Below are 13,835 nucleotides of genomic sequence, written 5' to 3' on the forward strand. Positions count from 1 at the left end.
CCGCCTGGGAACTGGCCTGGGACGTCAACGTGATGAGCCATGTCCGCGCCGCCCGCGCCCTGCTCCCGGAGTGGCTGGAGCGCGGTGCGGGCCGCTTCGTGTCCACGGTCTCAGCCGCCGGGCTGCTGACGATGATCGGCGCGGCACCGTACTCCGTGACCAAGCACGGCGCGCTCGCGTTCGCCGAGTGGATGTCGCTCACCTACCGGCACCGCGGCATCCATGTGCACGCGGTCTGCCCGCAGGGGGTGCGCACCGCGATGCTCGCCGCCACTGGCCCGGCCGGGGAGCTGGTGCTCGCGCCGAGCGCGATCGAGCCCGAGGACGTCGCCGACGCGGTGCTCGACGGCATCGCGGCCGACCGGTTCCTGATCCTCCCGCACCCCGAAGTCGCCAGGTACCACGCGGCCCGCGGCGCGGAACCCGAACGGTGGCTCCGCGGCATGAACAAGCTCCAGCGCCAGTACGAGCAGCGACTCGCCGCCGCCGAGGGAGGCGAGCGCGCATGACGACCTACGCCGACCAGCCCTGGCTGAAGCACTTCACCGACGAGCAGCGAGCCGCGACCGAGCACCCGCCGTCCGTGCTGCACACCTTCCTCGCCGTCGCCGAGCGGGCGCCCGACCACCCCGCGCTGCGCTACTTCGACGGCACGCTCGGATACGGCGAACTCGACGCCCTGTCCGACGGCCTCGCCCGCCACCTCGCCGAGCGCGGCTTCGCCCCCGGCGACCGGCTCGCGATCATGCTCCAGAACGTGCCGCAGTTCGTGATCGGCCTGCTCGCCGCGTGGAAGGCCGGCGGCGCGGTGATCCCGGTCAACCCGATGTACAAGCGGCAGGAGTTGGCCCACATCCTCGACGACGCGGGTGCCGCCGCGATCCTGTGCTCGCGCACCGCCTGGGAGGCGTACGTCCGGGACACCGCCGCCGGCTCGCCGGTCCGGATCGCGTTGACCGCCGACGAGCACGACCTCCAGAGCCGTGACGACACCCGGGTGCTCGGTGCGCGGCGGCCGCCCGCGACCCTCACCGAGGATGGCTGTGCCGACGACCCCGCGGCCCTCACCGAGGGCGCCCCTGCCGACGACCCGGCGCAGGACGTCCTCACCGTCGCCCGCGCCTGCGCCGGGCCGCGCCCCGTACGGTCCGCCGCGGACCTGCCCCCCGCGGACCTGCCCGCCGCCGGCGACACCGCGCTGGTCAGCTACACCTCCGGCACCAGCGGCCGCCCCAAGGGCGCCCTCAACACCCACGGCAACATCTCGTTCAACGCCCACCGCCAGGTCCGTCTCCAGAAACTCCCCGACGACGCCGTGGTGTTCGCGCTGGCGCCGCTGTTCCACATCACCGGCATGGTCTGCCAGCTCGCGGCGGGCCTGGCCGGCGGGCACACCGTGGCGCTCACCTACCGCTTCGAGCCCGGCGTGGTGCTCGACGCGTTCCGCGAGTACCGCCCGGCCTACACCGTCGGCCCGTCGACCGCGTTCATGGCGCTGCTCGCCCGCCCCGACGCCGCGCCCGAGGACTTCGCCTCCTTCCGGCTGATCTCCTCCGGCGGCGCCCCGCTGCCGCCCGCGGTCGTGGAGTCCTTCCGGGCCCGTTCCGGCGGCCGCTACCTCGCCAATGGCTACGGCCTGACGGAGTGCACCGCGCCGTGCGCGAGCGTGCCGCCGGGCCTGGAGGCGCCGGTCGACCCGGAGTCCGGCACCCTCGCGGTCGGCGTGCCCGGCCCCGGCACCGTGGTCCGTATCCTCGACGACTCGGGCGCCGAGGTGCCGTTCGGGCAGTCCGGCGAGATCGCGGTCACCGGGCCGATGGTCGTACCGGGGTACTGGAACAAGCCCGAGGAGTCCGCGGCGGCCCTGCCCGGTGGTGAACTGCTCACCGGCGACATCGGTTTCATGGACGAGGACGGCTGGCTCTACGTCGTCGACCGCAAGAAGGACATGATCAGCGCGTCCGGCTTCAAGGTCTGGCCGCGCGAGGTCGAGGACGTCCTCTACACCCACCCCGCCGTGCGCGAGGCGGCCGTCGTGGGGGTGCCCGATGCGTACCGCGGCGAGAGCGTCAAGGCGTACGTCAGCCTGCGGCCCGGCGCCGCCGCCGACCCGGCCGAACTGGTCGCGTACTGCAAGGAGCGGCTGGCGGCGTTCAAGTACCCGCGGCAGGTCGAGGTGCTCGCCGAACTGCCCAAGACCGCCACCGGGAAGATCCTGCGCCGGGAACTGAAAACGGCGGCCGGATAGGGTCCGTACCGGTCGGAACGCCGGCCGGCCGACCACACGGCACGAGGAGAGGGCAGCCATGGCACGCAAGGCGACGAGCAGCAGCAGCGATGGCGGCGACGGTACGGGACCGGGCGCCGCGACGGGTTCGGGCACGACAGGCGCCGTGCCCGAGCGGCTGCTCGCCGAGGCCACCCGGCTGTTCGCCGAGCGCGGCTACGACCGTACCGCCGTGCAGGAGATCGTGGAGGCCGCCGGCGTCACCAAGGGCGCGCTCTACCACTACTTCGGCTCCAAGGACGATCTGCTGCACGAGATCTACGGCCGGGTGCTGCGGCTCCAGACCGAGCGGCTCGACGCGATCGCCGCCCGGCCGATCCCCGTCACCGAGCGGATCGCCGAGGCCGCCGCCGACGTCGTCGTCACCAGCATCCAGAACCTCGACGACACCAAGATCTTCTTCCGCTCGATGCACCAGCTCAGCCCCGAGAAGCAGAAGGCGGTACGCGCCGAGCGCCGCCGCTACCACGAGACGTTCCGCTCGCTGATCGAGGAGGGGCAGCGCGACGGCCAGGTCCGGCCGGAACTGCGGCCCGACCTGGTGGTGGACTTCTTCTTCGGCTCGGTGCACCACCTCGGCACCTGGTACCACGCGGACGGCCCGCTCGCTGCGGAGCAGGTCGCCGCGGAGTTCTCCGACCTGCTGCTGCACTCGGTGCGGCGGCCCTGAACCCCGGGAGTTCCCACGTGAAGGCATGGCGCGTCCACGAGACCGGCGAACCGCGCGATGCGATGCGCCTCGACGACGTCCCGACCCCGCGGCCCGGCCCGGACGAGGTGCTGCTGCGGGTGCGCGCGGCGGGCGTCAACTTCCCCGACGCGCTGCTGTGCCGCGGCCAGTACCAGATCCGGCCGCCGCTGCCCTTCACCCCCGGCGTCGAGATGTGCGGCGAGGTCGTGGCGACCGGGGAGGGCGTGACCGGGCTCGCCCCCGGCGACCGCGTCATCACCCCGGCCGCCCTGCCCGCCGGGGCGTTCGCCGAGTTCACGGTGGTGCCCGCGGCCGGTGTGCTGCCCGCGCCCGAGGCGCTGGACGACGCCGAGGCCGCCGCCCTCCACATCGGCTACCAGACCGGCTGGTTCGGCCTGCACCGCAGGGCCGCGCTGCGCCCCGGCGAGACGTTGCTGGTGCACGCGGCGGCCGGCGGGGTCGGCAGCGCGGCCGTGCAGCTCGGCAAGGCCGCGGGCGCCACCGTGATCGGCGTGGTCGGGGGAGCGGAGAAGGCCGAGGCCGCACGCGAGTTGGGCGCCGACCTTGTCGTGGACCGGCGCACCGAGGACTTCGTGGCCGTCGTCAAGGAGGCCACCGGCGGGCGCGGTGCCGACGTCGTCTACGACCCGGTCGGCGGCGACGCCTACACCCGGTCCACGAAGTGCGTCGCCTTCGAGGGGCGGATCGTGGTGGTCGGCTTCACCAGCGGGACGGTTCCCGCGCCCGGGCTCAACCATGCGCTGGTGAAGAACTACACGATCCTCGGGTTGCACTGGGGCCTGTACAACACCCACGACCCGGCGGCGGTCCGCCGCGCCCACGACGACCTCACCCGCCTCGCCGCCGAGGGCACGGTCAAGCCCCTCGTCAGTGAACGCCTTCCGCTCGCCGCTGCCGCGGAAGCCGTCCAACGCGTCGCCGACGGTACGACGGTGGGGCGTCTCGTCGTCATCCCCTGAGAGGACCGTCCCGGGTTGCCCCGTGCTGTGAGTTCCCGGACCTCGCGGTCGTCGGGTGGTTGCGCGCGCAACCCTCCACCGACAGGTGGTCGCTGAACCGACAGAACGCACCACCCCAGGGGGTCAGGCGTACTTGCGCAACTCCCGCCGCGCCAGCGACCGTTTGTGGACCTCGTCCGGGCCGTCGGCCAACCGCAGCGTCCTGGTGGCGGCCCACAGCTGAGCCAGCGGGAAGTCCTGGGAGACCCCGCCCGCGCCGTGCAACTGGATCGCGCGGTCCACGATCTGCTGGACCGCGGCCGGCGTGGCGATCTTGATCGCCTGGATCTCGGTGTGGGCGCCCTGGTTGCCGACGGTGTCCATCAGCCAGGCCGTCTTGAGCACGAGCAGCCGCAACTGCTCGATCTCCACGCGGGCTTCGGCGATCCACTCCTGGACCACGCCCTGCGCGGCGAGCGGCTTCCCGAAGGCGGTACGGGCGTTGGCGCGCCGGCACATCAACTCCAGCGCGCGCTCGGCCATGCCGATCAGCCGCATGCAGTGGTGAATCCGGCCCGGCCCCAACCGGGCCTGGGCGATGGCGAATCCGCCGCCCTCCTCGCCGATCAGGTTGCCGACCGGCACCCGCACGTCGTGGAAGACGATCTCGGCGTGCCCGCCGTGGTCGCCGTCGTCGTACCCGAACACCCGCATGCCGCGCCGGACTTCGACGCCTGGGGTGTCGCGGGGGACCAGTACCTGGCTCTGCTGGCGGTGCCGGTCCGCGGCCGGATCGGTCTTGCCCATCACGATGAGGATGGCGCACCCCGGGTTCATCGCCCCGGAGATGTACCACTTGTGGCCGTTGATGACGTACGAGTCCCCGTCGCGTTCGATCCGGGTCTCGATGTTGGTGGCGTCGGAGGACGCGACGTCGGGCTCGGTCATCGCGAACGCCGAGCGGATCTCGCCGGCCAGCAGCGGGTCCAGCCACTCCTTGCGCTGCTCGGGGGTGCCGAACTCGGCGAGCACCTCCATGTTGCCGGTGTCGGGCGCCGCGCAGTTGAGCGCGGGCGGGGCCAGGTGCGGGCTGCGGCCGGTGAGTTCGGCCAGCGGCGCGTACTGGAGGTTGGTCAGGCCGGCGCCGTGCGCACCGGGCAGGAAGAGGTTCCACAGGCCCTGCGACCTGGCCTCGGCCTTGAGTTGCTCGACGATCGGCGGGGCGCTCCAGCGGGCGTCGCCGACGGCCTGCTCACGCTGCTCGCCGAAGACCGGCTCGGCCGGATAGACGTGCTCGTCGAGGAACGCCGAGAGCTTGGCGCGTAGCTCCTCGGTCCTGGTGTCGTAGCCGAAGTCCATGGGCGCTCAGTCCTCGTCTCGGGTGGTGGGGCGCCGCGCGGCGGTGGGGTGCCGCACGGTGGTGGACCGCTGCAAGGTGCTCAGGCCGCGGTCGATGAAGACCGGCACGATGCCGCCGATCCGGTCGAACCCGGCGCCGACGGTCTGGCCGAGGGTCCACCGGTAGTGGATGCCCTCCAGGATCACGGCGAGCTTGAAGAAGGCGAAGGCGGTGTACCAGTCGACCGCCGTCACGTCGCGCCCGGACCGCTCGGCGTAGCGCGCGACGATCTCGCGGGAGTCGGGGTGGCCGGGGGCGCCGCCGGTGGTGGGCGCGGAGAACAGGTCGCTGCTGCGCTGCTCGGTGTACATCACCAGCAGCCCGAGGTCGGTGAGCGGGTCGCCGAGGGTGGACATCTCCCAGTCCAGTACGGCGGTGAGCCGGCCGTCGGAGTCGATCAGCACGTTGTCCAGCCGGTAGTCGCCGTGCACGATCGCGGGCGCGGGGGAGTCGGGCAGCGCGCGGCCGAGGGCGGCGTGCAACTCGTCCACGCCCGGCAGTTCGCGACTGCGGGAGGCGTCGAGCTGCTTGCCCCAGCGGCGCAGCTGCCGGTCGAGGAAGCCCTCGGGCCGTCCGAAATCGGCCAGGCCGACCGCCGCCGGGTCCACCGCGTGCAGGTCCACCAGCGTGTCGACCAGGGTGTGCACGGCCGCCCGGGTGCGCTCGGGGCCGATCTCCCGCAGCTGCTCCTCGCTGCGGTACGGGGTGCCGGGCACGAACTCCATCAGGTAGAAGGGTGCGCCGATGACCTCCGGGTCGTCGCACCGCAGCAGGGTGCGCGGCACCGGCACCGGGGTGTCGGCGAGCGCGCTGATCACGCGGTGCTCGCGGCCCATGTCGTGTGCGGTGGCCAGCACATGGCCCAGCGGCGGCCTGCGTACCACCCACGTGCCGGTGCCGTCGGTGACGCGGTAGGTGAGGTTCGAGCGGCCGCCCTCCAGCAACTCGGCCCGCAACTCGCCCCGGGCCAGGTCGGGGCGCTCCCGGTCCAGGTGGCGGCGAAGGCGGTCGAGGTCCAGGCCCGGTGGGTTGGCGGATGCACTCATGCCGAGATCATACCGACTGGTCGGTATGTAGTCCAGTGCCCCGGCGCCTGCTGCCGCCTGCCGCCGCGCGTCGTCCCGGCCGCATTGACGGTCGCCCGTGCGCGCGCCTACCCTCGGTCTTATGGGTGAACGCGATTCATATATACGGACAGCGGATGTGGCGGCCACGTCCCCCTCGGCGACCATCGCCGAAGTGCGGCTGACTCCCATCCTGATCGCCGATCCGCCGCTGCTCAACACCCAGGGCGTTCACCAGCCCTACACCCCGCGTCTCGTCATCGAGGTGGTCACCGCCGACGGCACCACCGGCGTCGGCGAGACATACGGCGACACCCGCTACCTCGACCTGGCCGCACCGCTGGCCAAGGCGCTGCCCGGCCACCGGATCAGCGACCTGAACGGGCTGTTCACGCTCGCCGAGCGGGTGTGCGGCGACCCCGAGGAGATCTCCGACTCCGTCAGCAGCGGCGGCCTGCGCGGGGTGCAGACCGCGGACAAGCTCCGGCTGTCGGTGCTCTCCGGCTTCGAGGTGGCCTGCCTCGACGCGCTCGGCAAGTCCCTCGGCCTGCCGGTGCACACACTGCTCGGCGGCAAGGTCCGCGACGCCGTCGACTACAGCGCCTACCTCTTCTACCGGCTCGCCGAACACCCGCAGGGCGCCGGTGAGGCCGACGACTGGGGCGCCGCCCTGGACCCGGCCGGCGTGGTCGCCCAGGCCCGCCGCTTCGCCGACACCTACGGCTTCGGCTCCTTCAAGCTCAAGGGCGGCGTCTTCCCGCCCGACCAGGAGATCGCCGCGGTCCGGGCGCTCGCCGAGGCGTTCCCCGGCAAGCCGCTACGGCTCGACCCCAACGGGGCCTGGTCGGTGGAGACCTCGCTGGCGGTCGCCCGCGAGCTCGGCGACGTGCTGGAGTACCTGGAGGACCCGGCGAGCAGCACCGACCGGATGGCGCGGGTCGCCGCGGAGACGTCCGTACCGCTGGCCACCAACATGTGCGTCACGACCTTCCCCGAGATCCAGGAGGCGTTCACCCGCGGCGCCGTGCAGGTCGTGCTCTCCGACCACCACTACTGGGGCGGGCTGCGCAACACCCAGCACCTGGCGGCGATCTGCCGCGCCTTCGGGGTGGGCCTGTCCATGCACTCCAACACCCACCTGGGCATCAGCCTCGCCGCGATGACCCACGTGGCCGCGACGGTGCCCAACCTCGACTACGCGTGCGACTCGCACTACCCGTGGCAGACCGAGGACGTCATCACCGAGCGGCACGTCTTCACCGGTGGCCGGCTCACGGTCTCCGACCGCCCGGGTCTGGGCGTCGAACTCGACCGCGCCGCCCTCGCGTTGCTGCACCAGCGCTGGCTCGACGACGACGGCACGATGCGCGACCGCGACGACGCCGCCGCGATGCGCAAGGCCGACCCGCAGTGGCGCACGCCGTCGGTGCCGCGCTGGTAGTCCGCGCTACGACCCCGCGCTACGACCCGCGGCCGCCGGGCCGGGCGCCGCCGTATCGGACCCGGCGGACGCGCCGTAGCGGACCCGGCCGCGAACCCGTCCGTGGAGACGCGCCGTAGCGGACCCGCCGTAGGAGGCAGGTCGGTTCGGACCCGGCCGGGGCCGAGCCGCTCAGCGGGCGAGCGACGCCAGAATCTGCCGCACCGTCAACTCCGCGTCCCCGTCGATCGATACGACCGCGCCCGCCTCGCCCGGCTCCAGCGGCTCCAGCGCCTCGAACTGCGACGCCAGCAGCCCCGGCGGCATGAAGTGGCCGGTGCGGGCGCTCAGCCGGGCCGCGACCAGCTCCGGAGTTCCGTCCAGGTGCGCGAAGAGCAGCCCGGGCGCCGCCGCCCGCAACCGGTCCCGGTAGCGGTGCCGCAGCGCGGAACAGCTCACCACGCCGCCGCGCGGGCCGCGTTCGGCGAGCCACCGCGCGATCGTGTCCAGCCAGGGCGCACGGTCGGCGTCGTCCAGCGGCACGCCCGCCGCCATCTTGGCGATGTTCGCGGCCGGGTGGAAGTCGTCGGCCTCGGCGTAGGGCACGCCCAGCCGCGCGGCCAGCATCCCGCCGATCGTCGTCTTGCCCGAGCCGGATACCCCCATGACCACGATGAGCGGGTGCGTTGTGGCAGGTCGGGCTGTCATGGGCCCACTGAACACGTATCCGCGGTGCGTATTCAAGTCCGGGGCGGCCGGGGCCGGTGGGATCGTCGTCATACCGGATGCCGGGCGGCGGTGTGGGTGCGCCCCTGTGCTGCGGTGCGCTCCTGTGGTGCGGGCACTCTCCTGTGCTGCGGGCTGCTTGCGGCGGTGGGCCCGCCGCGCCCGTCAGGCCGTCGAAGGCGCCCGACAGTACGAGCGCGGGGATCACCATGATCCAGCCGCACCGCACCGCACCGCACCGCACCGCACCGCACCGCACCGCACCGCGCGGAAGCGGCCGGCAGAACGGGGCAGCCGGGCGGGTCAGTCGCGCCGCTGCATAAGGCGGCGGTACGCCTCCAGGCCGTCCGGCACGAACTCCCATTCGGTGAGCCGCCGTTCGAGCTCCTCCTCGGTGATGAAGTCGTGCCAGGCGACCTCTTCGACCTGCGGCCGTACGGGGCCGTCGACCCGCACCTCGTAGACCGTCGACCACCAGGCGCCGGGGCCGGACTCCTGCGCGTACAGGAACTTGAACAGGGGGGTGGGCTGCGGGAGTCCGGACACGCCCAGTTCCTCCTCGGCCTCGCGCAGCGCCGTCGCGTCGTAGGACTCGCCCGCGCCGACCACGCCGCCGACGAACATGTCGTACAGGGACGGGGAGACGAGCTTGCGGGCGGTGCGGCGGTGCACGAAGATCCGGCCGCGCGGGTCGCGGGCGAGGATGAACGCGCAGCGGTGCCGCAGCCCGCGGGCGTACGCCTCACCGCGTGGGGAGGTGCCGATGACGTTGTCGTCCTCGTCGACGATGTCGATGATCTCGTGCACGGACAACAGGCCGCCGTCGTCGCCGGGGCTGTCGGGGTCGGGGCTGTCGGGTCCGGGGTTCGCGGTCGGTTGGCTCATGCCGTGATTGAACCACCGGCCGGCCGGGCCGTTCCGGTCGGCACCGGGTCCACCGCGGGCGCGTTCTTCGGGGTCTTGCGCGACGCCGACGCCGGCAAGATGATCGTCGAGGTCGGTGACCCGGAAGCGAAGTGACGGGAGAGTACGGTGACCAATGCGGCGAACGGTCCGGTGGGCACGACCGCTGCGGGTGGTGCGCCGACGTACGGGCGCGGCCGTACCGGACCGCTGCGGATCGCCAACTGCTCCGGCTACTACGGCGATCGGCTCGCCGCCGCCCGCGAGATGGTCGAAGGCGGCCCGATCGACGTACTGACCGGCGACTACCTCGCCGAACTCACCATGCTGCTGCTGTGGAAGGCCCGGCGGCGCGACCCCGACGGCGGCTACGCGGTCTCCTTCCTCGCCCAGATGCGCGACGTGCTGGGCACCTGCCTGGAGCGAGGCATCAAGGTCGTGGTCAACGCCGGCGGGCTCAACCCCGCCGGGCTCGCCGCGAAGCTCCGCGAACTCGCCGCGGCCGCAGGGTTGCAGCCCACCGTCGCCCACGTCGAGGGCGACGACCTGCTCGGCCGGCTGCCCGAACTCCAGTCCCACGGCCACGACTTCGCCCACCTCGCCACCGGCCGCCCGCTGGCCGCCGCCGGCGTCGAGCCGGTCACCGCCAACGCCTACCTCGGCGGCTGGGGCATCACCCAGGCGCTGCGCTCCGGCGCCGACGTGGTGGTCTGCGGCCGGGTCACCGACGCCTCCCTCGTGGTCGGGCCCGCCGCGTGGGCGTTCGACTGGGCCGCCGACGACTGGGACGCGCTGGCCGGCGCGGTCACCGCCGGCCACATCATCGAGTGCGGCACCCAGGCCACCGGCGGCAACTACTCCTTCTTCACCGAGATCCCCGACCCGGTCCACCCCGGTTTCCCGATCGCCGAGATCCACCCGGACGGTTCCAGCGTCATCACCAAGCACCCCGGCACCGGCGGCGCCGTCACGGTGGGCACCGTCACCGCCCAACTCCTCTACGAGACAGGCCATCCCGCCTACCTCAACGCCGACGTGGTGGCCCGGTTCGACACCGTGCGCCTCACCCAGCACGGCACCGACCGGGTCGCGGTCGGCCCGGTGACCGGGGAACCGGCCCCCGACACCCTCAAGGTCTGCGTCAACCACGTCGGCGGCCACCGCAACTCCGCGGTCTTCGTGCTCACCGGCCTCGACCTCGACGCCAAGGCCGACTTCGCCGAGGCCGCGCTGCGCGACGCCACCGGCGGCCCGGGCGCGTTCGCCGGGTACGACCTGCGCCGCGAGCACGGTCACGAGGTCGACCGGCTCACCCTCACGGTCAAGGACCCCGATCCCGGCAAGGTCGGCCGCGGCTTCTTCTCCGCCGTCGCCGGCACCGCGCTGGCCGGCTACCCCGGGCTCTACCTGGAGCACGCCACCGCCCGGCCGACCGAGTACGGCGTGTACTGGCCCGCACTGATCCCGGCGCAGGAGGTGCGGGCGGTGACGGTGCTCGCCGACGGCACGCGGCTTGCCGTGCCCGGGCCGCCGCTACGCGGTGACTCCTCCGGTGGTGGGGAGCGTTCCGGTGCCGCGGACCGCGCCGGCGCCGGCGGCGTTGCCCGTATGCCCGGCCGCGTGTCGCCCGGCGGTGCGTCCCCGGGCCGCGGGTCGCCCGGCCGCGTGTCTCCGGGCCTGCGGGCCGACGCCGTACCCCCGCCGCCGGTCGCGGGTCCGCTACGGCCCGAGCGCGCGCAGCCGCACGGCGGGCGGCCCGGCGCGTCCCACGGCAGGACCGTACGCCTGCCGCTCGGCATGCTCGTCGGGGCGCGGTCGGGGGACAAGGGCGGGGACGCCAACGTCGGGCTGTGGGCCCGGGACGACGACGTGTACGCCTGGCTGCGCGACTACCTCGACGTGCCCCGGCTGCGCGCGCTGCTGCCCGAGGCCGCCCGGCTGCCGGTCAGCCGCTACGAACTGCCCAACCTGCGGGCCCTGAACTTCGTCGTGCACGATCTGCTCGGCGACGGCGTGGCCGCGTCCACCCGCGCCGACCCCCAGGCGAAGGCACTCGGCGAGCGGCTGCGCGGCCGCTTGGCCGACATACCGGAGCGGCTGGTGGAGCCGCCTCGGCCGCCGCGGGCACGTCCCGGGGCATGATCGGGCCATGAGCAATCTCGATGTGAAACCGTCCGCCAGCGTCTGCGGCGGCCGCGAGGGTGTCTCCGCCGCTCCGGTCCGCGAACTGCTCACCGGCCGCACCGTGCCGCTCGGCGAGAGCACGCAGGTGCGCCGGCTGCTCCCCAACCTCGGCCGCCGGATGATCGGGGCGTGGTGCTTCGTCGACCACTACGGCCCCGACGACATCGCCCGAGAACCGGGGATGCAGGTGCCGCCGCACCCGCACATGGGGCTCCAGACCGTGAGCTGGCTGCACGACGGGGAAGTGCTGCACCGCGACAGCCTCGGCAGCAAGCAGACCGTACGGCCCCGGGAGTTGGGCCTGATGACCTCGGGGCGGGGCATCTCGCACTCCGAGGAGTCGCCCCGCGACCACGCCCGCTACCTGCACGGCGCCCAGCTGTGGGTCGCTCTCCCCGACTCCCGCCGGCACATCGCGCCCGCCTTCGAGCACCACACCGAACTCCCCGAGGTCACCGCGCACGGCTTGCAGGCCACCGTCATCCTCGGCGAACTCGACGGCACGGCCTCGCCCGGCACCATCCACAGTCCCCTCGTCGGCGCCGACATCACCCTCGCCGAGGGCGCCGCCGCCCGCCTCCCCCTCCAGCCGGACTTCGAGTACGCCGTCCTCGCGATGTCCGGCCGGGCGGATGTCGACGGGGTCCCCCTCACCCCCGGGTCCCTCCTCTACCTCGGCGCCGGCCGCCGCGACCTCCCCCTGCTCGCCGACACCGCCGCGTCCCTCATGCTCCTGGGCGGCGAACCCTTCGCCGAGAAGATCGTCATGTTCTGGAACTTCGTCGGGCGTTCGCACCAGGATATCGCCGAAGCTCGCGAGGCGTGGAATGAGAGCACCCGCTTCGGCGAGGTGCACGGCTACGACGGCGACCGCCTACTCGCCCCGGAACTCCCGCCAACTCCCTTGAAGGCGCGCGGCCGTGAGCGCTGAGCTGCTGTTTCCTTGAAACCCCCGACCCGCTCGGTGCCTCCGTATCGAGCGGGTCGGGGGTTGGCTCGCATCCGCAGAAAGGCTTGGGCTCGCCAGGCTCGGAATGCCCGCAGTGCGCTTCGCGGAATTCGCATGTGCGTACGACTGTGACGGGGTGTGCCAGGACTGATGCTGACCCAATGCTGACTTTACTGACTGGTAGTCAGTTGAGTTCTGTCGCGCTTTTCCCTGATCCCGGAGCTACGGCCCTGTGGGTGCCGCGCGTGCTGCCGAGGCCAAGGTGCGACGGTGCTGGCTTGTCGAGCGCGATGCTCTTGACTGCTTCAGGAGTCCGTTACCGTGCGCGGCAAGGCGGCTACGGCCAAGTGTTGGGGGCCGGGGCTGTGACGCCCGTTGAGGCAGGCGAGACAGTGGCGGACACGCCGTATTCCTGCCGGAGCCGGACGAAGCCGAGGGAAGTCTTGTTCCACCGGGAGTCGGCCGACGGGGACGGGACCCCTGTGGGTCCCGTGTTCGCAGTCGACGTCGATCGCTGCGCGAGCGAAGTCCTCCCCTGCCCTGTCCTCCAGATACGGCTATCACCGTCTCTGCTGGCCGGTCCTCGACATAGGTATCCCCCAGGAGTCGAACTCGCGTGCGTGGCCACCGGTATGGAGGCCGGGGCGTGCGGATTCGCGGCGTGAGGTCTGTCTCCCCAGGGGTGGGGGTCAGGAGCGGATGAGTGCGAGGACGTCGTCGCGCAGGGTGTTGACGGCCCTGCGTCGACCCCCACCTCGACATCACCATCCAACCAAAAGACCGAAGGCACGGACGTCACCGGACGTAGCGATCTCGAATCCCGCGTCCTGTTCACCCCATGATCTGAAGCCAGGACTACCGAGACCCTCAACTAGAGGAAATTGTGGAAATCGACTACGAACGCAGACTTCGCGGTGGGTGAGGCGGGGAGCTCGGAGCAGGGCCGACGTCTGTCGCCCCGTGACATGGGTGTTTTCCTCGGACGAGAAGGCTGCTTGGCGTGCGAGGACACCGCGAAGGCCGAGAAGCAGTTGGCCCTCGCCCGCGGCATCTGCGAGGGCCGGTCCGCCGGTCACCGGTCTGCGGGCTCGGCGCGGTGATGAGCCCGGCCAAGCCGCCGAGAGACGCGCCGATGTGGGTGATGGCGGCGGGGGTTCGGGAGGGGCTACGCCTGGGGCCTCAGCAGGGCCAGGGCCTTGCCCACCTTGTCGATGGCTTCGCAGACCTCGCCGGGCCGGCGGGCGGTGTAGCAG

Annotated in this window: 12 protein-coding genes; 8 read left to right on the forward strand and 4 right to left on the reverse strand. The window is 72.8% G+C overall.

The features are described from left to right. The 4 genes from AC13HU_RS16380 to AC13HU_RS16395 form a co-directional block, all read left to right on the forward strand. Positions 1-509 (forward strand): SDR family oxidoreductase (locus tag AC13HU_RS16380; protein WP_483042606.1); only part of this gene is annotated, 509 nt, incomplete at its 5' end. Beyond that, a complete protein-coding gene (locus AC13HU_RS16385; protein WP_483042607.1) occupies positions 506-2,248 on the forward strand; it encodes an AMP-binding protein in 1,743 nt (580 codons plus the stop codon). The genes AC13HU_RS16380 and AC13HU_RS16385, both read left to right, overlap by 4 nt. 58 nt (positions 2,249-2,306) lie before the next feature. Continuing rightward, positions 2,307-2,957 carry a TetR/AcrR family transcriptional regulator gene (locus tag AC13HU_RS16390; RefSeq protein ID WP_483042608.1) on the forward strand — a complete coding sequence of 217 codons (651 nt, stop codon included), beginning with the start codon at positions 2,307-2,309 and terminating at the stop codon, positions 2,955-2,957. A 17-nt stretch (positions 2,958-2,974) separates the two neighbouring features. Continuing rightward, entirely contained in the window at positions 2,975-3,958 is a 984-nt protein-coding gene (locus AC13HU_RS16395) for an NADPH:quinone oxidoreductase family protein (RefSeq protein WP_483042609.1), read from the forward strand. Positions 3,959-4,081: 123 nt separating this feature from the next. On the opposite strand, the gene AC13HU_RS16400 is transcribed toward AC13HU_RS16395, so the two are convergent. Continuing rightward, positions 4,082-5,296 (reverse strand): acyl-CoA dehydrogenase family protein, encoded by a 1,215-nt coding sequence (locus AC13HU_RS16400; RefSeq protein ID WP_483042610.1) that lies wholly within the window; start codon positions 5,294-5,296, stop codon positions 4,082-4,084. Positions 5,297-5,302: 6 nt separating this feature from the next. Further along, complete coding sequence (locus AC13HU_RS16405) at positions 5,303-6,382, reverse strand: phosphotransferase family protein (protein ID WP_483042611.1); 1,080 nt, start codon at positions 6,380-6,382, stop codon at positions 5,303-5,305. Between the two features lie 157 nt (positions 6,383-6,539). Here AC13HU_RS16405 and AC13HU_RS16410 point away from each other — a divergent pair, with 157 nt between their 5' ends. Then, positions 6,540-7,841 carry a glucarate dehydratase family protein gene (locus AC13HU_RS16410; protein WP_483042612.1) on the forward strand — a complete coding sequence of 434 codons (1,302 nt, stop codon included), beginning with the start codon at positions 6,540-6,542 and terminating at the stop codon, positions 7,839-7,841. A gap of 171 nt (positions 7,842-8,012) precedes the next feature. Here AC13HU_RS16410 and AC13HU_RS16415 read toward each other — a convergent pair whose 3' ends face one another. Then, positions 8,013-8,528, reverse strand: a complete 516-nt coding sequence (locus AC13HU_RS16415) for a gluconokinase (protein ID WP_483042613.1) — start codon at positions 8,526-8,528, stop codon at positions 8,013-8,015. A gap of 321 nt (positions 8,529-8,849) precedes the next feature. Continuing rightward, the gene (locus AC13HU_RS16420; protein WP_483042614.1) at positions 8,850-9,431 is read right to left on the reverse strand and encodes an NUDIX hydrolase; all 582 of its coding nucleotides are present in this window, start codon (positions 9,429-9,431) and stop codon (positions 8,850-8,852) included. Between the two features lie 3 nt (positions 9,432-9,434). On the opposite strand from AC13HU_RS16420, the gene AC13HU_RS16425 reads away from it, so the two are divergent. The 3 genes from AC13HU_RS16425 to AC13HU_RS16435 are packed head-to-tail and all read left to right on the forward strand — an operon-like array spanning position 9,435 to position 12,564. Next, positions 9,435-9,566 carry a hypothetical protein gene (locus AC13HU_RS16425; protein ID WP_483042615.1) on the forward strand — a complete coding sequence of 44 codons (132 nt, stop codon included), beginning with the start codon at positions 9,435-9,437 and terminating at the stop codon, positions 9,564-9,566. Positions 9,567-9,578: 12 nt separating this feature from the next. After that, a complete protein-coding gene (locus AC13HU_RS16430) occupies positions 9,579-11,591 on the forward strand; it encodes an acyclic terpene utilization AtuA family protein (protein WP_483042616.1) in 2,013 nt (670 codons plus the stop codon). A gap of 7 nt (positions 11,592-11,598) precedes the next feature. Then, a complete protein-coding gene (locus AC13HU_RS16435; protein ID WP_483042617.1) occupies positions 11,599-12,564 on the forward strand; it encodes a pirin family protein in 966 nt (321 codons plus the stop codon). The last annotated feature ends 1,271 nt before the right edge of the window (positions 12,565-13,835 follow it).

The organism is Streptomyces sp. NH27, from assembly GCF_056859195.1.